At 40.8% G+C, this 19,258-nt stretch carries 13 protein-coding genes; 4 read left to right on the top strand and 9 right to left on the bottom strand.

Going from position 1 to position 19,258, the window contains the following annotated elements; genetic code table 11:
• The first annotated feature begins 15 nt into the window (after positions 1-15).
• Entirely contained in the window at positions 16-2,475 is a 2,460-nt protein-coding gene (locus tag ASU03_RS10425; RefSeq protein ID WP_057831770.1) for a S9 family peptidase, read from the top strand.
• A 232-nt stretch (positions 2,476-2,707) separates the two neighbouring features.
• On the opposite strand, the gene ASU03_RS10420 is transcribed toward ASU03_RS10425, so the two are convergent.
• Positions 2,708-3,394, bottom strand: coding sequence for a DUF3379 family protein (locus ASU03_RS10420; protein WP_442855141.1), 687 nt, complete (start codon positions 3,392-3,394; stop codon positions 2,708-2,710).
• Here ASU03_RS10420 and ASU03_RS22095 point away from each other — a divergent pair.
• On the top strand, positions 3,360-3,455 hold the full coding sequence (locus ASU03_RS22095; protein ID WP_442855138.1) for a hypothetical protein: 96 nt from the start codon (positions 3,360-3,362) through the stop codon (positions 3,453-3,455). The two genes, ASU03_RS10420 and ASU03_RS22095, sit on opposite strands and share 35 nt — an antisense overlap.
• Here the strand turns inward: ASU03_RS22095 and ASU03_RS10415 are convergent.
• From ASU03_RS10415 to ASU03_RS10385, 7 genes are all read right to left on the bottom strand, one after another.
• Complete coding sequence (locus ASU03_RS10415; RefSeq protein ID WP_057831768.1) at positions 3,414-3,929, bottom strand: sigma-70 family RNA polymerase sigma factor; 516 nt, start codon at positions 3,927-3,929, stop codon at positions 3,414-3,416. The genes ASU03_RS22095 and ASU03_RS10415 overlap by 42 nt on opposite strands.
• 116 nt (positions 3,930-4,045) lie before the next feature.
• Positions 4,046-5,785 (bottom strand): BatD family protein, encoded by a 1,740-nt coding sequence (locus ASU03_RS10410; protein ID WP_231731552.1) that lies wholly within the window; start codon positions 5,783-5,785, stop codon positions 4,046-4,048.
• 86 nt (positions 5,786-5,871) lie between these two features.
• Positions 5,872-7,971, bottom strand: a complete 2,100-nt coding sequence (locus ASU03_RS10405) for a vWA domain-containing protein (RefSeq protein WP_057831767.1) — start codon at positions 7,969-7,971, stop codon at positions 5,872-5,874.
• A gap of 1 nt (position 7,972) precedes the next feature.
• On the bottom strand, positions 7,973-9,031 hold the full coding sequence (locus ASU03_RS10400; protein ID WP_057831766.1) for a vWA domain-containing protein: 1,059 nt from the start codon (positions 9,029-9,031) through the stop codon (positions 7,973-7,975).
• On the bottom strand, positions 9,028-9,720 hold the full coding sequence (locus tag ASU03_RS10395) for a DUF4381 domain-containing protein (RefSeq protein WP_082627246.1): 693 nt from the start codon (positions 9,718-9,720) through the stop codon (positions 9,028-9,030). The genes ASU03_RS10400 and ASU03_RS10395 overlap by 4 nt, the downstream gene beginning before the upstream one ends.
• Positions 9,720-10,814, bottom strand: coding sequence for a DUF58 domain-containing protein (locus ASU03_RS10390; protein WP_057831765.1), 1,095 nt, complete (start codon positions 10,812-10,814; stop codon positions 9,720-9,722). Before ASU03_RS10390 ends, ASU03_RS10395 begins: the two co-directional genes overlap by 1 nt.
• 88 nt (positions 10,815-10,902) lie before the next feature.
• Positions 10,903-11,889, bottom strand: coding sequence for an AAA family ATPase (locus ASU03_RS10385; RefSeq protein WP_057831764.1), 987 nt, complete (start codon positions 11,887-11,889; stop codon positions 10,903-10,905).
• Positions 11,890-12,359: 470 nt separating this feature from the next.
• Here ASU03_RS10385 and fadI point away from each other — a divergent pair, with 470 nt between their 5' ends.
• Positions 12,360-13,667, top strand: coding sequence for an acetyl-CoA C-acyltransferase FadI (gene fadI / locus ASU03_RS10380; RefSeq protein WP_057831763.1), 1,308 nt, complete (start codon positions 12,360-12,362; stop codon positions 13,665-13,667).
• Positions 13,667-15,991, top strand: coding sequence for a fatty acid oxidation complex subunit alpha FadJ (gene fadJ, locus ASU03_RS10375; protein ID WP_082627245.1), 2,325 nt, complete (start codon positions 13,667-13,669; stop codon positions 15,989-15,991). The genes fadI and fadJ overlap by 1 nt, the downstream gene beginning before the upstream one ends.
• Positions 15,992-16,166: 175 nt before the next feature.
• Here fadJ and ASU03_RS10370 read toward each other — a convergent pair whose 3' ends face one another.
• Positions 16,167-18,977: an insulinase family protein gene (locus ASU03_RS10370; protein WP_057831762.1), complete on the bottom strand. Its 2,811-nt coding sequence runs from the start codon at positions 18,975-18,977 to the stop codon at positions 16,167-16,169.
• Positions 18,978-19,258: the final 281 nt, after the last annotated feature.

Raw genomic sequence — 19,258 nt, 5'->3', positions numbered from 1 at the left:
AAAAGAATTTATTTTATGAAAATACCACTCATTGCCGTAGCATTTAGCTTTTCATTAGCCGCTTGTAGTAATACTCAGCTTAGTGAACAGCTTAATACCTCTGCGCCAGACAAAGTGCCCAGTACTGTGGCAGTTAACGCACAAGCAAACACTATTATTACCTTAGAGCAAGTGATGGCAGACCCTGATTGGTTTGGTCGTGCACCAGAGTCATGGTATTGGGGCGATGATAGTAACACTGTCTATTATCAGCAAAAACAATTAGGCAACCCTTTACGTGATTTGTATGCCCTGGATCTGGCTAATAGTAGTAAGACCTCGCCAGTAGATTTATCGATTAAGCATAAAGTTGCCGATAAAAATGCGCAGTTCAATCAAGCGCGTACCCATAAAGTTTATACTTTTAATGGTGATGTTTTTGTTAAAATCTTAGCGAGTAATACAGTAAAACAGCTAACATTCACCTCAAACACTGAGCGTAAGGCATTCTTTTTGACCAATGGCGATATTGCCTATCAAGTGGCTAATGTTTTTTATCGCCACAATAGGCAAACAGGTCAAATTAAAGAATTGGCAAGTTTGCACATGTCAGACAAACCCGCGGGCGTCACCGAGCCGAAAAGCTATCTAGCTAAAGAGCAGCATAAGCTCATTGCATATATTGCCTTACAGCAGAGAAATGCGCAGTTAAAACACGCGCAAAAACAGCGTTTAGCCGCTGAAAACTCTGCGGTAACCGATAGTAAATTTTATTTTGGTAAAGATAATAAAGTAGCCTATGCTAGCCTGTCACCAGCAGGTGATAAATTATTGGTCAGCATAGCCTTGGCAAAATCTAGCCGTGATAAAAGCGATATTATGCCTAATTACATTACTAAAGAGGGTGTTATTGTCGCTAAAAAAGTACGTGCTCGTGTAGCCAACAACCGACAGTATAAAGAACAACTCTTTATACTTGATTTAGTAACAGGTACACAACAAGCTTTAAGTTATGACAGCCTACCGGGTTTTGATGAAGATGTTTTAGCGAGTGTTAAAGCGGAAAACTATGCTCGTGCTGGCAAGAAATATAAGTCGGAGAAAAAAGCGCGTAACATTCATGTGCTTGGTATGTATAACCCCATTAAGTGGAGCGAAGATGGTCAACATCTGGCGATAATGTTAGAGGCTTGGGACAACAAAACACGTTGGTTAACCACGGTTAATTTCTCTGATAATACTTTAGTTAGCCAACATAAACTCCATGATGATGCGTGGATTAACTGGAACTTTAATGAATTTGGTTGGTTAAATGCTGATAATAACGCCAGCCTTTATTACTTATCGGAAGAGTCTGGCTATTCTCATTTATATCACAAAAATTTAAACGCTAAGGCGGTTAAGCTAACGTCTGGTGCCTTTGAAGTGAGCAGTGTTACGCTAACGCAAGATAATCAGCACTTTATTTTTAAAGCCAATAAAAAACACCCAGGTATTTATGAAATATACCAAGTGGATATGGCTAAGAATCTAATTGCATTAACTGACTTAGGGGGTAAAAACGATTATGTGCTTAGCCCAGATGAATCAAAACTGTTAATTGAGCATTCTAGCGTTACTATGCCGCCGGAGCTATATGTGCAAAATATAAATGCGCATGGCAAGGCTAAGCGCATTACTTATACAGTATCTAAGCAATTTTTGGCTATGCCTTGGGCGGCACCAACGGTTGTTGCTATTCCTTCAAGCAAACAAAAACAGCCCATTTATTCAAAAGTATATTTACCTAAAAACTTTGATAAAACTGCCGATAAAAATCGTGCTGTTATGTTTACTCATGGTGCCGGCTACCTACAAAACTCCCACTTGGGTTGGTCAGGTTATTTCCGTGAATATATGTTCCATTCCATGTTAGTGCAACAAGGTTATGTGGTTATTGACATGGATTACCGCGCCTCAGCCGGTTATGGACGAGATTGGCGTACCGCGATATACCGTCATATGGGCAAAGTGGAAGTAGAAGATATGCGTGATGGTGTTAATTGGCTCATTGACAATGCTAATGTTGATGCCAAGCGTGTTGGTACTTATGGTGGCTCTTATGGTGGTTTCTTAACGCTGATGTCTCTATTTACCGACCCTGACTTATTTGCTTCAGGGGCGGCAATTCGCTTAGTGTCTGACTGGGCTTATTATAACCATGGTTATACTGCCAATATTTTAAATACTCCTGAAGATGATGCCATAGCCTATGAACGCAGTTCACCGATTTATTTTGCTGAAGGACTTAAAAAACCCTTACTCATCAATGCGCCTATGGTTGATGACAATGTCTTTTTTGAAGATACCGTACGTTTAGTACAACGCTTGATTGAACTTGAGAAAGAAGATTTTGAAACAGCTATTTATCCGGTAGAGCCACATGGTTTTGTGCAACCAAGCTCGTGGTTAGATGAATACCGTCGTATCTATAAGTTATTTGAAAACACTTTATAGACAGTCTTTGTGCGGTACATAAGTCATATGTTCGACTTTTATACCGCGCTTATAAACAAGAGCATTCTAATCATCGTATGATGAAGACAAAAAAGCCCTGCTATCACTGTTAATAAGACAGCGACAGCAGGGCTTTTTTATTACTAGCTATTAAAAGGGCTATTGGGATTGAGAGCAACGCCTTGGAGTATTTTAACCAGCACAAGTGGGCAATAATTTAATGAAATGGGTATTAAATAAGCCAAGACACAGTTTCACTAATTTTTTGTTGCCATAGTTCTAAAGACTCATTTTTATCAGCAACGACAATAATATTACTGTGAGTAAACTCAAGCGAGCTGCCAAACAATTTTTTGTCATTAAAATCAGGGCTAAAGCTTAATTGCTCATTTTTAGGGACAATAAAGACAGTAACAGGGCTGGTTTTACCTTGATAAACTAAGTGCAAACTTTTCATACCATCAAAGCGGCAATAATCGGCAAATAACAACTTGCCTAGGGCTTGACTGAAGTTGCCATCAAACGTCGCCATCTTCTGGTTTAATGACGCTAAGGTCACTAGGCTAGTAGCATTGTTAGCAAAACTGCCTTGCTCATGATAAACATGGGCTAGGGCATAATCCCCTAAATTATTATAAGCACTGGAAAATTGCATAAAGTTAAGCATTAAGCCACCAACAATGGCGACAGAGGCCGCTAACGCTAAGTGCACACGCGTTTTACGCTTTTGTACTTGGTGACTTGCTAACGTTTGGCGTAAGATCAGTTTTTCGGCTAACCCCTCAGGCACGGGCACCTGTAATGCGCGCATTATTTTTTCATCTAATTGACAAATTTCTTGGGCAAATTGTTTTTTGCTTGGATCTTGTTGCTGTGCCGCGATAGTGTCAGCATCGGGGTTATTGGGATCGGCATATATAGCACGTCGAAATTGCAAATCATCCATTGTACATACCTCGCTTTTCCGGTTGTGCTGCTAACGCTTCTTTTAATTGGTTTCGGGCTCTAAATAAACGTGTCATCACAGTGTTTTTATTTAGATCTAACATGGTGGCAATATCTGCACCACTAAAACCACCTAATACTTGTAAAACTAACGGCTCTGAATATTCTGGCGGCAGTTGCGCTATTTTTTCTCTTAACCAGTGGTTTTCAAGCTCCTGCTCTGTGGTTATTGATTGAGTATCTGTTATGTTTGCCTCTTCATACTCACTCATCTCAAAACGCTTTCTTTCGAAGCGTCGGGCATTCTCTCGTCGTAATATAGTGATTAACCATGACTTGGCGGCTTTTTCATCTTTTAACGAATCAAGGGCACGCCAAGCACGTAAAAAGGTTTCTTGCACTAAGTCTTCTGCCACTTGTTTTTCGTGGCAGAGCCAATAGGCATAACGGTATAAATCACCGTGTAGCGCCTTTACTAGCGCCTCATATCTAACTTGTTTTGTCATCATATGGTTATAGACCCTAGCATAGGCAAGTTTATTTCAAGCGCCCGTAAATTTTTTAATTTATGCCATTTATTATAGCTAATGCTTAACGTTTAAAGCTAGCTTACAAAGGTTCGCTTTTAAGGGTTAAGTGCTAATAATTGCTTGGTATTATTTTTTTTATCTTGTTGCTTCTGCACAGTTTGAATGGCGGTGAGTAAAGTCAAACCTTGCCAAGACGGTGCGCCATCAATAGCACTCTTGCCATAAAGGTGTTGCTGTAAATCATTCAGTGCGGTGGCAAAACTTTGCTCTTGAATACATTCTTGAGCCTGGGCAATATTATTGATTTTTAGTCCCGGTCTATCACTGGTGAGTAATTGTCTTAGCCAAGGCAAGATCAAAGGTAGCGCTTGTTCGGCATTATTTTTTTTACAGGCGGCTAACAGAGCCAGATAGTGACTACCCGAAGTAAATATTTTTGTTACCTTATTAAATTGAGCAGGCTTATTTTTATGACTGCTTTGACGTAAATAAATACTTTGAATAAGCCATGCTAAGCTCGTTAATAGCCATAAGCTAAGAAAGAGCCATTGCCAGCGCTTATCTTGCACAGCTGCTACCGAGGCGGCGAGGGCCGTCTGCTCAGAAAAATTTTCAGCGATCTTAGCCGCGTTATTGGCAGTGTAGTCGGCCATGTTAGCAGTGTTGTGGCTTGTGCCACTTCGCTCATTGGAATAATTAGTCGCCATAGTACCTTCTGCTGCTTGTACCGAGATAGTTTGTGTTGGCAGGGTGGCATGTTCAATTTTATTGGTGATAGTATTGAACCAAGTAATACTCATCGCGGGTAAGACAAAGTCCCCCACCATACTGGGTACTAGGGCAAAATTTTGTACCTTTTGGCTGACCAAGCGATTGTTGCTTAGGTTGGCATGTAACTCAGCTTGATCTGGGTATATTTTCAAACCAGGGCTACTTTGCATTTCAAGCTTGGGCAGTTGTGCTTTTGAAAGTCCCGCTGCAGTTAAAGTGATAGTACGAGTAATAGGCTCGCCGACGGTAAATTGTGCATTACTTGCTTGCCATTCTTGATGCAAGGTTAATATATCAGTCGGTAACCATGGGGTGTCGCTTGGGTAGTTGGCCGGTATGGGTAAGACAGTTAAGTGAAGCTCATCGCCTATAATTCTCACTGGTTTCGTTTGCGCAAAGCTTAAGAAACTTGAACGCCGGGTCGAAGCTTGCAATATCTCACCGGAAAATAGCGGTGCTTTTATAGTCAGCTCACCACTTTGTTCCGGGGTAATAGCATAAGTTTGTTCAATTACCCGGTAACGTTTACCATTGATAATGCTATCAGACTGCTTGTCTTGGCCTATTTTTTCAATGGTAGCACCACTTAAACTGGGCTCAGTTAAGTTGCCACTTTTAAGATCTACGGCAAAATGTAACTTTATTGATAGGGTCAATAACTGTTGTACATATACCTCAGCACTGGATAACTCACTGGTGACAAAAATATCTGCTTGTGCGTTGCTATTGGCATCATTTGTTGCCACCACGGTCAGCTCAATGGGGTCACTTTGCAGGTCTGCAACCTTAAGGGCAGGGATTATAAATTGCCCAGGTTTACGCGCAATTAAAATTATTTGCCATTTAGTGATGCGGGTGGTTTTAAAGTTGATCATACTGGTTTGTGAGCTAACCGATGTTTGACCGATAATAAAATCACCAAGTAAGGGACTGGTATCTAAAGCTTTCGGGCCGACATCGTCATCAGCAATTACCGTTAATATTATCGACTCATTAATCATCGCTGGATTTTTATCAAGAGTGGCAGTCACTTTTGATAAAGCGTAGGCATTATTGCTTAACAAAAGTGTCGCCATAAGTAACAGGGACAGTATGAGGCTCTGTAAAAGAAATAAGGGCACCTTAACTGTTAAAGGCATTGAATAATTACTTACCACTTTTTAGTTACTCCTTGAGGCGAACCCTCATGTCGGCGCTTTTGATATTCGAGGCGCATTTTATTTCGTAATAGTAAATAAGGATCGTCAGTGACCTTATTTAAAAGTTGTTGATGTTTTTGCTCAAGTTCTTGTGCTTTGTTATCTATGGCTTGTTGAGCTAGTGATTTTTCATCGCTTGGCTGTTGTTCATCGTCGGCAGCTTTGCTTTGCTCTGCTTGTTGTTTTTTCTGCTGTTCTTGTTCTTGTTCTTGTTCTTGTTGTTTACTTTGTGCACTTTGTTGCTCTTGCTTATTTTCCTCAGCACTTTGTTGGTTTTGTTGTTGCTGGCTTGGTTGTTGCTGCCCTTGTGAGTCCTTATTTTCTTGGCCTTCTTGCTGATCTTGTTCTTTATCGTCTGGTGATTGCTCTTGCGAGTCCTGATTTTTCTTATCACCTTGCGACTGCTGTTCTTGGTGTTCTTGCTGTTTTTTCAGCGCTTCAAGTATGGCTAAATTATCTTTGGCATCGCTCAAGTTAGCCTCTTTTGCCAGCGCCTTTTTATAAGTTTTGATGGCCTCATCAACTTTTTGTAACTGTGCTAGGGCATTGCCCTGATTATACAGGGCTTGTGCACTGTCGCTTGCTTTAAAAGCTTGTAATGCTTGTTCATAATCACCGGCTTTGTAGTGAGCACTGCCTTGCCATTGACTATCTTCAAATTGCTCTGCAGCTTGTTGATAATCTTTTTGTTGATAGTGTTGTTGCGCTTGTTGGTCTGAGGTTTGCCATAAATCTCGCCAAAATTGATTTACACCACTGGTGGTCGCATTGGCGTCGACATTACTCTTGCTATTAGTGCCAGTGGTGGTGTGCAAACTAGACGTTGTCGGCTCTTGCTTGGTGTTCAGCTCAGCTGCATAACTGCGCGGACTTAGGCTGGTTAAGCTCAATACTAACGTCAGTGGCATTAGCCATGTTATCGCTAATATACTGGTGCCGCGGCGAAAGTAGCTTAATAGCAGTGGCACAATAATGATGAGTAACCAAGGACCTTGCTCTTGGTATTGGTCGCCTAACAATGCTTGTTTACTTTGAGGTGTACCTGGTTGCTCATTGTCTGAGCCAACCTTGTCCTCAAGGCTATTGCTTAAATGAGCCGTCAGTGCTTTGATATCTGTGTCATCGTTGGTCATCGTATGATAAACCCCTCGGCTACGCTTACTTATCGCCGCCAGTCTAGCCGCGGGTAATTTGGGCACCACGATAGCGCCTTTATGATCTTTGAGTAACTTGCCGCTACTTAGTTTTATCGGGGCACCATTTTTACTACCGACGCCTAAAATATTCACTTTATGGCTGTTGCCATTTGCCCAAGCGTAAATATCAGACATTTCTTCATTATCAATATCATCAGTCAACCAATAAATATCACCGCTAATATGACCGGCATTCTTAAGGGTTTGAGCAGCTAAGGTTAAGGCTGCCAAAGCATTTGCCCCATAAACAGGCATAATGTCAGGTGACAATGCCGGTAACAGTAGCTCGATATTTCTAACATCTTGCGTTAAGGGACTAATAATAAAGGCATCACCAGCATAGGCAATTAAACCAATATCACCTTCGTTGATTACTTTCAGTAAATCGAAGGCTTTATAGCGAGCACGGGTCAATCTATTGGGTTTCACATCGGTACTTAGCATGGAGTAAGACATATCCATGATAAGTACCGAGCCACGCTCTAGTTGATAAACAGGTTGTGGCAATTTTTGCCAAGCAGGTCCTGCTAGGGCAAAAATAATAGCACTACCAATAACGAAAGGTTTTAACCAATAAGAGCTTTGGGATGAGGTAACTGATGTTGTTTGGCTGTGCGTATTTTCCAATAAGGCGTTCGCTAAATGCGCAGGGAGGAAATGCTGCCAAGGTGATTGGTAATAGCGGATCTTTTTCAGCAGAAATAACACCAGTAATAAAGCGAAAAAGGCGAGTAACCACCAAGGTCGAATAAAGTGAAAGTTATTGACTATGCCTTCGAAGCTGAGACTATCTAAGGTAAAATCGCTAACTACTTGGCTGAATTCAGTTAATAAATTAGTTTGTTGTACTGACATATTATTTACCACCCTCAGCATAGGAATTAGCGTGAACATCATTTTTATTCATGGGTTTGTTTTGTAATAAAAAATTGGGCAATAAAAAGCTGACATGTAAACTGAGTAAATAAATAAAACAAATAAGCGCGGCTAATGCTAGTGGCCAATAGTATAACGCGCTCAGCGGACGCATTTTTTGCTGCTCTTGCTCAACAGGCTCTAGCTGATCTAACAAACTATATATTTCACTCATGGCTTGACTATCACGGGCACGAAAATATTGACCACCGGTTTTTTCGGCGATGTTAGCTAAGCTTTGCTCGTCTAAATCACTTGAAGGATTAATGCGTTGCGTGCCCCAAAGTGATTGTTGCAGCATTACATCGGCACCAATACCGACGGTGTAAATAGTGATTCCTTTAGCAACGGCTAATTCTAATGCTTGCTCTGGCGTTATTTTACCCGCGGTATTTTGACCGTCAGTTAATAATAACAAGACTTTATTAGAGTCTTGCTTGGCATCAAAACGCTTAACCGCGAGTGCGATGGCATCGCCAATGGCTGTTTTTCTACCGACAAGATTGAGTTCACTTTCATCGAGCATTTGCTTGACGGTTTTTCTATCAAAGGTCATCGGCGTTTGCATGTAGGCATCATCGGCAAATAAGATTAAACCGAGACGGTCACTAACACGGCGCTCGATAAAATCTCCAAGGACAACTTTAAGCATTTGCAAACGATTGACCTTGCGACCATTAAGACTCATGTCTTCTATTTCCATACTGCCAGAAAGATCAACGGCAATCATCATTTCACGGCCTTCACTGGGTATCTCAATAGCTTCACCAAGCCATTGTGGTCGGCTAATAGCCAAAACCAGTAACAGCCAACAAAGTGATAAAATAATTAATGGCGCAGTACTTTTTTGCTGAACGCTGACTGTATTGCTTGAGACATTAATTAGCGTCGGCATGATCAGGGCACTTTCTTGCTTGCCATTCTTTTTAGCGGGTAAAAAATAGATAACCAGGGGCAGAGGTAATAAGGCAAATAGCCAGGGCCAAGCAAAACTTATCATTGGCTTAACTCCTCTTGTTTATTAGCGGCTGAGGGTTTTTCTGTCGGTGCAGGTTTATTATATGTAGAGATTTTTTCTGTAGGCACAGGTTTATTAACAGCAAAGGGTTTCTCTACTGGTACAAGTTTATTGAGGGTGGAAGGTTTTTCTACCGGTAAAACCTTAGCACGGCTTAGCGTTTTATTAACGGGGAGTGCATGAGTGAGCCATAATTTTGTCGCTTGCTGGCAATCGCTATTAATATCAGTATTTGTGCCTTGTTCCGCTTGATATTGCTGTTGAAAAGCGGCTGTACTGAGTTGAGTAAACTTCACTTGGTATTTTTCCGGTAATTGTTGTATTAAAAAAGTTTGAAAATTATCACCATATAATTGTGCTAATTGTTGACGACTAAAATATTGCATAGCCGCCCATTTTAATAAGTTAATACACGCTTTAGCGCTCATTGTTTGATTGTTAGCAAGCACGGCTAGTGCTTGCTGTTTACTAGCATTTAACTGTCTATTTTGTTTACGCTTTTTAGAAGACCACAAAACCGCAATAATGATAAGTGCCAGCAGTAGCCACCAACCTGGTGCGATAGGCAAGTTACTCACTAGCTCTGGTACATGGATATCGTGCAATTGTAATGGTGATGATTGCTCAGGTAAAGGTTGACCCGTTGGCACCGAGGCATTGTTTATCGTCATTATAAAGAGACCCCACTATATTTTAATTGTTGCTCAAGGGAATTTCCGGCGCTAAAGTGTACTATGCGAGCCCCCGTTGCTTGTAACAGCAACTGCAATTTCTCAGCCTGTTTACGGGCTTGTTGCTGGTATTGCTCGGCGGTTTTGTTATCGCCCAAAGTTAACTGCTGGCGATTAAAACCATCGGTAATGGTTACCGCTAACTTTCGGGTACTGTGAGGAAGCTCTTGCTCGAGCGGATCACTAATTAAACACACTACTAATTCACAATGTTGACTAATTTGGCTTAGATGTCGTAAGGCATGTGGACAGTTTTGTTCATCGCTAAGGGCTTGACCATCGGTGATCAAATAAACCAGTGAACCGGGTTTAGCAAGATATCTTAAACGGGCACAGTGTTGATCGAAATAATGACTTTTCGGTCGTCCTGTTACGCTTTTATTTTCAGCTTTATTGCCTTCTTGGCTGCAGGGGACTTCAGGGTCTAATGAGGCCGTTTGAGCGGCATTGGCTGTTGGTTTTTTTTGATTATTTAAGGTGGTTAAGGCATGTAAATAATGCAGCACACCCGCTTTACGACTACGGGGTTTTAATTCTATATGCTGTTCATCACAAAATACTAGCCCACCGATACGATCACCACGACTTTTTGCATGCCAAGCAACGAGAGCTGCTAAGTGGCCAGCTTGTACCGCTTTAAAGAGCAATTTACTACCAAAACACATATTCTGGCTTAAATCCGTGGCTATCAGTACTGGTCTTTCAATTTCTTCACGAAAAAGTTTAGTGTGAGTTGTGCCCGTGCGTGCAGTTACCCGCCAGTCAATGGCGCGAACATCATCACCGCTTTGGTAATGACGTACTTCGTCAAACTCCATGCCGCGACCCTTGCTACGCGACAGATAATTACCAGATTGTTTACCTTGAATATTTTTTTTACCCACCAAGTCAATTAATCGGCTTTTACTTTGATACTGTAATAACTCCTGCATAGATAAATCAATACCATTGCTATACAAACTTGCCAGTATGGATTGATAAGAATCGGTACTGGCGTTAATTGCAGGTGATTGTTTTTGACGATTAAACCACATAAAGTAACTCTACTTGATAATTCGATTTGGATTAACAGTGATTGCGCTAATTATTAGCCACTCAGCTATTACGGCTAGGCATTAGTAACTAGGCAACAGCAACCTGAGTTAAAATATGATCTAGTACCTGATTCGTGGTAATTCCTTCAGCTTCAGCTTGATAACTGAGTATAATTCTGTGTCTAAGAACATTATGGAACACCGCTTGAATATCTTCAGGGCTGACAAAATCTCGATTATGTAACCAAGCACGAGCGCGGGAACAACGATCAAGCGCAATAGTGGCACGTGGGCTAGCACCATACGCTAACCAAGAACTTAACTTGTCATCATACTTTTCTGGCTGGCGAGTGGCGATAATTAAATCGACTATATAGTCCTCTAAAGCGGGAGCCATATGTATATTTAGTACTTGTTCTCGCGCTGAAAATATTTCGCTTTGACTTAATACCCGTAAAGTCGCTTTTTTATTCGCTGTATCCTGGCCGTCATTAGCATTGGCTTTTAACGCTTCGCTACGATTTAGTTTCAGGATTTCTAGCTCGGCTTTTGCGTCTGGGTAACCAATTTCAACATGCATCAAGAAACGATCTAATTGTGCTTCAGGCAGCGGATAAGTACCTTCTTGCTCAATGGGGTTTTGTGTTGCCATCACTAAAAATAACTTAGGTAAGTCATAGGTTTTACGACCAACGGTGATTTGACCTTCTCCCATCGCTTCTAATAAAGCCGATTGTACTTTGGCGGGTGCTCGGTTAATTTCATCGGCAAGTACTAAGTTTTGAAACAAAGGGCCTGGTTGAAAGACAAAGGTACCATCGTCTGGACGATAAATATCGCTACCGGTTAAATCGGCAGGTAATAAATCAGGGGTAAACTGGATGCGGTGAAAATCAGCCTCTAACCCTTGCGCCAAGGCGTTAATGGCGCGAGTCTTGGCTAAACCCGGAGGTCCTTCAACAATTAAATGACCATTAGCCAGTAAGGCAATAAGCAAACTCTCAACTAACGCTTCTTGACCAATGATTTGTGAAGATAAATGTTGTTTTAACGTAGAAAAATGTTCAATTGCCATACTGATAAATTCTTTTTAATATTGTTCGTTATAAAGTGAAACTTAGTGATAATCTGGCTTAGACTCGCTTTTCAGCACATTTTTGTCAAGCGGTTATACTAAGTAAACGTTGTTCTAGGTGCTGTTGACCAAGCGTAAAGCTTTGTTGCTTAATGATGTATTTGTTATCAGCAAACGTCCTTAAACGCATCGGCTGCCATCTTTTTCAAGCACAATAGCTTTATAAATTGAAGATTTAACAGCACCTGGTATTTTATATAAGGTTTTTGTGAAAGAAAACAAGTGATAAGTAACAAAATTTTAATACTAATTGTTATCAACTAAGGGAAAAAATGTTATTTGTCGTGGTTGATTTCAGGTAATGATTGAATTTTCTCGCTAGTTAGTTAAAATCAAGGGAATTTCATGAGGTCAGACCTCTTGGATTTTTAATTAAAAATTACATTATAACTAAGCGTGTGGAGTAATAAATGACAATAAGAAAACTAACAACCTCGACCGGTGAACGCATAGCAATCGTTGCTGGCTTGCGTACACCGTTTACTAAACAGGCAACGGCTTTTCATGGTGTACCAGCAGTTGACTTGGGTAAAATCGTTGTTAACGAATTATTGCAAAAGCACGATATTGACCCGGCTATAATTGACCAACTTGTTTTTGGTCAAGTAGTGCAAATGCCGGAAGCGCCAAACATTGCTCGCGAAATCGTCTTGGGTACGGGTATGAAGGTCACTACCGATGCCTATAGTGTTTCTCGCGCTTGTGCCACCAGTTTTCAATCAACGGTCAATGTTGTTGAATCTATTATGGCTGGCCATGTAGATGTGGGTATTGCGGGCGGCGCCGACTCTTCATCCGTAGCGCCAATAGGTGTTTCTAAAAGGCTTGCTCGTACTTTAGTCGACTTGACCAAGGCAAAAAGCTTAGGACAAAAACTTTCGTTACTTAGCCGCCTTGGTTTTAAAGATTTATTACCAGTATCTCCTGCCGTGGCAGAATACTCTACCGGTATTTCAATGGGCGAAACCGCTGAGCAAATGGCGAAAACTTATAATATATCTCGTCAAGACCAAGATGCTTTAGCGCATAGATCACACACCTTAGCGACAAAAAGCTGGCAAGATGGCAAATTAGCTGGTGAAGTGATGACGGCTCATGCCGCACCTTATAAAAACTTTATTGATAAAGATAACTGTATTCGAGAAAACTCTGATTTAGCAAGTTATGCTAAATTAAAGCCAATATTCGATCGTAAACATGGCACAGTGACCGCAGCAACAAGTACGCCGTTAACCGATGGTGGTGCTGCTATTTTATTAATGCGTGAAGGCAGAGCCAAAGAGCTAGGTTATAAGCCATTAGGTTATATTCGTAGCTTTGCCTTTACTGCTATCGATGTTTGGCAAGACATGTTGATGGGTCCAAGTTATGCTACCCCCCTTGCTTTGCAGCGTGCGGGCATGAATTTAGCCGACTTAGATCTTATTGAAATGCATGAAGCCTTTGCCGCTCAAGCGTTAGCAAATATGAAAATGTTCGCTAGCACAAAATTTGCTAAAGAACACCTTGGTCGTGATAAAGCTATTGGTGAGATTGATATGGATAAGTTTAATGTTATGGGCGGCTCACTCGCTTATGGTCATCCGTTTGCAGCAACAGGCGCTAGACTTATCACCCAAACACTTAATGAATTAAATCGCCGTGGTGGTGGAGTTGGTTTAACAACGGCTTGTGCCGCAGGTGGTTTAGGCGCAGCAATGATTTTGGAGACAGATTAATGACTGAAAAAACTCATTCAAATGATAGTGAACAAAATAACGATGCCTTAAACGTTGAAGCGAAGGTTTCTGCTGACGATGTTGCCGTAGACGTTGCAACTAGTGTCGTGACTGAAGTCGCCACTAATGGTAATGCTACGCCAGGAAAATCAGTGGTCAGTGCTTTTACTTTAGTACGTCACGACAATGGTATTGCCCATTTAGTGATTGATGTTATTGGTGAAAAGGTTAATACCCTTAAACCTGAGTTTGCTGAGCAAATTAATGCGGTATTAGCTGAAATTAAAGCCGATAAAACCATCACTGGCATAGTGTTATGTAGTGGTAAGCAAGACTCTTTTGTGGCTGGCGCCGATATTAATATGCTGGCAGCATGTCAAAGCCGTGAAGAAGTTGTCGCTTTATCTCGACAGGGGCAACGTATTTTTGCTCTGCTAGAGCAATTGCCTATTCCTATTGTTGCCGCTATCGATGGTACCTGTTTAGGCGGTGGTTTAGAGCTAGCTATGGCATGTCATGCTAGAGTTTGTAGTGATAATAGCAAAACAGCCTTGGGTTTACCTGAAGTTCAGCTAGGGTTATTACCAGGTAGCGGCGGTACTCAGCGTTTACCTAAATTAGTCGGCTTACAAAAAGCGTTAGACATGATGCTTACCGGTAAGCAATTACGCGCCAAGCAAGCGCTAAAATATGGCTTAGTTGACGATGTTGTGCCTAGCACTGTTTTACTGCACGTTGCCGAGCAACTGGCGATATCTTTACAGCAACATGGTAAAAAAATCGTTAAGCGTAAACAAGGCCTAGTGGATAAATTGTTAGAGAATAATGCTGTTGGGCGAAATATTGTCTATCAACAAGCACAAAAATCTGTGCTTGCTAAAACCCAAGGTAATTATCCTGCCCCCGTTAAAATCATTGATTGTATCCGCACAGGTATCGAGGTTTCATCTGAAAGTGGCTATAAATTAGAAGCAGAGCATTTTGCCGATCTGGTCATGAGTGATGAATCAGCGCAACTGCGTCAGCTATTTTTTGCCACCACAGCAATGAAAAAAGAGCAGGGCGTTGCCGATGTTATGCCCGAAAAAATAGCCAAAGCCGGTGTGCTTGGTGGCGGTTTAATGGGCGGTGGTATTGCGTTTGTCACCGCAACTAAAGCGCACATACCGGTGCGAGTTAAAGACATTAACCACAAAGGTATTGGCCAAGCATTAAAGTACAGCTATCAACTACTCAATAAAAAAGTTAAACGTCGTTTTTTACTTAATAGTGAGATGCAAAAGCAGTTAGCCATGATCACGGGTAGTGTTGACTACACAGGTTTTAAAGCGCTTGATATTGTTGTAGAAGCGGTATTTGAAGATTTAACCTTAAAGCAAAATATGGTGGCAGAAGTTGAAAAACATGGCCATGATAAAACGATTTTTGCCAGTAATACTTCTAGCATACCTATAGGGCAAATTGCTGCTAAGGCAAAGCGTCCGGAAAATGTTATTGGCCTACATTATTTTTCGCCGGTTGATAAAATGCCGTTAGTGGAAATAATCCCCCATGATAAAACCTCTGACCAAACTATCTCCAATACGGTAGCCTTTGCTAAAAAGCAGGGTAAAACACCTATTGTAGTTAAAGATAAAGCCGGTTTTTATGTCAATCGTATTTTGGCGCCATACATGAACGAAGCGGCTATTTTACTGCTTGCTGGCGAACCCATTGATAAAATCGACAAGGCGCTAGTGAAGTTTGGTTTCCCTGTGGGTCCTATGCAATTGCTTGATGAAGTTGGTATTGATGTTGGCGCTAAAATTGGGCCAATTTTACAGGCAGAACTTGGTGAGCGTTTTGCCGCGCCGGCGGCTTTTGATAAGTTACTCGCCGATGGTCGTTTAGGTAAAAAAGTGAAGAAAGGCTTTTACCTCTATCAAAAGAAAAGCTTGGCAAAAACCTTACAAAACACCCTTAAAGGTATTAAGTCGGGACAAAAACAAGTGGATGAAACTATCTATAGCTTATTAAATATTAAGCCAGCGGGAAGTTTAACTGCAGCGGAAATTAGTAAACGTTGTACTTATATGATGCTAAATGAAGCAGCACGCTGTGTTGATGAAGGCATAGTGCGTAATGCCAGAGATGGTGATATTGGCGCTATCTTCGGCATTGGTTTTCCGCCATTCTTAGGTGGTCCACTACGCTATATTGATAAAATTGGTGCAAAATCTGTGGTTGCACAATTAAGCCAATGGGCAGAGCAACATGGTGAACGCTATAGTCCTTGTCAGGCGTTAGTCACTATGGCTGAAAATGATCAAAGTTACTACGGATAAAGTTACCCTAAATAAAGGCTGTGACTTATAAAATAGCTTAAGCTGTTTTAAGCAACTAAAAGGCTGTTGAGTATTTTTGAACGTAATGGTTCAATTTTACCCAACAGCCTTTTTTATTTGCTTGTTATGCTCTAGGTATTCGCGAGTAATCAGGTGATTATGCTGCTATAGCCGGTTAGAATTTTGTCGGACTCGTTTGAATAAACGCATCAATATCCGTGATTGTTTCGCCTTTGGGCTTTTTCGCCTGTGCCAGCAAATCACTTTCGGAATATAGAATAAACCTATCGGGCTGACAAGCACTGACTAAGCTTGTTTCTACAAAGTTTTTTACCTGGGCTAAGGTTAAATCTAGCACTGCCTGCAGTAATTTTTCTTTTTGCTGAAATGCTTCATCTTTATTACAAATTGCGGCCCAAAAGCGTTGGCTTTTAATACGTAAATTATGATCTTTTTCTTGTAATTGACTGGCTAAGCCCTGTAGCAAATGTTGCCACTGCTCCGTGCCAATATCATTGAGTACGCTAATACTGTCACTGATAAATTCATCCATGGCTTGTGCTAAGGTAAAGGCATCACAATGGGGCGACTGGATATAAAAAGCAATACCGGGATAGCAATTGATAGGCACATAACCAACACCAACTAAATAGCCATATTGTTTTTCTGTACGCATTTGTTGAAAAAATAACGGTGATAATATATGGCTAGTGATCATAGCAAGGGCAACAGTGTTATCGTCTTTATGCTCAAAGGCAGTATAGATGACACTAGCATGATCGTGATCAGGTAAGCTAATAGGTACGAGTAGCGTTTCTTTAGTTGATATATCGGTTACTGGGCATTTTATGGCATGACTTTTATTAACCTTGCCGTGGAAAGCCTGCTCAATGCTCTGGCATAATTGTTGTGCATGTTCAAGCAGCCAGTTGCCATGAATGAGCACCTCTATAGTTACTTGTTCAAACAGTTGTACACTAAAGCGCTGGTATTGACTAAAGCTTACCTGACTAAGCGCTTGTGCTAAGACTTTACTTGCCGGGTTATTGGGTTGCATTACTGAGCTTAAGGTAGCAAATAGCTGTGATATTGATTTACTTTTATCACTGTTTTGCCAATGTTCTATCAGCTGTTGCTGTAGTAAATTAAAATGTGCCTCGCTCACTTGATGATTTTTCAATCGCTGTAACAATTTGTTTAAGAGCAAATGCTGATTTTCACTATAGCCTGATAATTGTACGGTAACACCACCTTGATGAGCGTACAAATGATAATGAATACCCGCTAACTCGGCATCATAGTTCTCTTCAATGACAGTATCTGTATATAAATCGACAAATAAACGTGTCATGGCAATATTGGCTATGCTGGCAACAACAAAAGGTGAGTCGATACCTATATATAAGTAACCCTTGGGTACTTTGAAGGTCCTGTCTTGTTTATACCAAGCCACTAAACCATTTTTATTGATGATTTTTTCAGGAATATTTGTCTTGGCTACAATCGTTTCAATAAGGGGCTCACTGGGGTAAATAGTGGGCGTTTCAACAATGTAAGGATTGGCCTTAGGTAAATATAAGCCCTGAATATGGGCACTATTTGTTGCTGCAATAGCTCGCCAAGAGGCTAATTGTTGCTCAGCGATTGGGCTAACATGGTAAGGCACTTGGTACCAAAAGCTATGTTTGGAAAAATTATTTTTCTTGCTAATATGCATCAGTCGCATATTATCGACGCTTAAATAGCAGAGTAATTTTTTTATGTTCGCTTGCGACATACCCGACATAACATAATCACCAAAAATATAATCTTCTTCTGGGTAATACTGCATGTTGATGACGAGTTGACTAACGCTATCTAGTGGACGCATTTTTTCATGATAAATAAAGGCTAACTTACTGATTTTCTGTTTTTCTTGATAGTAGTGTACTGCTATTTCGCTATGTTTTAGCAAGGCAATATAAGCAAATACTATATCGACCACTGCATTAAGGTGGGCTTCACCTAATTCAGTTAAGGCAATGCTGATATTAAAGTCTTTAAAATTCGAGCCATTAATACCTGAGCCAGCAGTCAATGATAAGGCCCATTGATGCTTTTTGAGCAAGGACAAAACACTGCCTTCACCTTCATGACCTAATAAATAGGCCAGTATCGACTCAGGTTTGTCTTGATAATATTGGTCAATACTTTCCATGGCAAAACTAATAATTAGCTGGTGATCATTTTTTACTGGGCAGACATCAATTTTAATTTTTTGCTGTGACGGTAAATACAAAGGTTGTTCAATTTTAGGCAGCGCAGTGTCGGCTGCTTTTACCCCACCAAAAAGTTGCTCAGCAAGGTCTTTCAGCTTGATCAAGCTTTGCGGACCTTCCAAGGCCAAGGTCATGTACTGAGCACGATAATAGTGGTGGAAAAAGGCTCGTATTTCTTGGCTAATATTGTCACCGTCTCGATCGGCTAAGGTATCAAGGTTACCAACAGAAAACTGCGAAAAAGGGTGCTTAGGGTTAACCGTATCTTTGTGAACATCATATAAACGTCTGATGTCATCTTTTAACTTTAAGGTGAATTCGGCATCAATATTTTCGCGTTCTTTAATAACAAAGTCATCGGATAATAAAGGCGCGATAAAAAACTCACTAAAACGCTCTAGGGCTGCGGTGAAGTGTGTCGCGGTGATATCGAAGAAAAAACAGGTATGTTCAGTGCCAGTCCAAGCATTATGATTGCCACCATGTTGACTAATGAATTTTTGATATTCACTACCATCAGGGAAATTTTTAGTCCCTAAAAAAAGCATGTGTTCTAAAAAATGTGCTAAACCTTGCCTATCTTTGGGATCATTAAAATGACCGACGTTTACCGCTAATGCCGCCGCCGATTTAGCGGTATCATCATTGTGGATAAGTAGTACTCGTAAACCATTGTTTAGAGTAATGGCTTGATATTGTTTAAAATCATTGGGACTTTGCTTCAACACTAAGGCTCCTAAGAACACTTTAAACTGCAAAGCGTATAACGAGAATTGGATAGCTTATGAAATTAACAGGGAGATAAAGTAATTTCTTAATTACTGAATACCACTCTGCATAAAGAAGTGAACACTTAGAACGACATTAGAACAAACAAAATGTGTAACGTTATAGTCGTGCCCTATTTTACTCATTTTGATAAGTTATCATGGTGTCCATGCATTCCCAAGGGCGAGTTTTAAAGGCTTATACGCTACGTTATTGATTTTGATCAGGGAAATACCATTAT

The sequence above is a fragment of the Colwellia sp. TT2012 genome, assembly GCF_001440345.1.
Lineage (GTDB): Bacteria > Pseudomonadota > Gammaproteobacteria > Enterobacterales > Alteromonadaceae > Colwellia.
This window is presented reverse-complemented; position numbering and strand designations above follow the sequence as displayed.

What these genes read in the sequence shown, in the direction of transcription:
- ASU03_RS10415 (WP_057831768.1), bottom strand. Translation starts at nt 3,929, where the DNA reads ATGATGACAAAACAAGTTAGATATGAGGCGCTAGTAAAGGCGCTACAC.
- ASU03_RS10385 (WP_057831764.1), bottom strand. Translation starts at nt 11,889, where the DNA reads ATGGCAATTGAACATTTTTCTACGTTAAAACAACATTTATCTTCACAA.
- ASU03_RS10405 (WP_057831767.1), bottom strand. Translation starts at nt 7,971, where the DNA reads ATGTCAGTACAACAAACTAATTTATTAACTGAATTCAGCCAAGTAGTT.
- ASU03_RS10390 (WP_057831765.1), bottom strand. Translation starts at nt 10,814, where the DNA reads ATGTGGTTTAATCGTCAAAAACAATCACCTGCAATTAACGCCAGTACC.
- ASU03_RS10400 (WP_057831766.1), bottom strand. Translation starts at nt 9,031, where the DNA reads ATGATAAGTTTTGCTTGGCCCTGGCTATTTGCCTTATTACCTCTGCCC.
- fadJ (WP_082627245.1), top strand. Translation starts at nt 13,667, where the DNA reads ATGACTGAAAAAACTCATTCAAATGATAGTGAACAAAATAACGATGCC.
- ASU03_RS10395 (WP_082627246.1), bottom strand. Translation starts at nt 9,720, where the DNA reads ATGACGATAAACAATGCCTCGGTGCCAACGGGTCAACCTTTACCTGAG.
- fadI (WP_057831763.1), top strand. Translation starts at nt 12,360, where the DNA reads ATGACAATAAGAAAACTAACAACCTCGACCGGTGAACGCATAGCAATC.
- ASU03_RS10425 (WP_057831770.1), top strand. Translation starts at nt 16, where the DNA reads ATGAAAATACCACTCATTGCCGTAGCATTTAGCTTTTCATTAGCCGCT.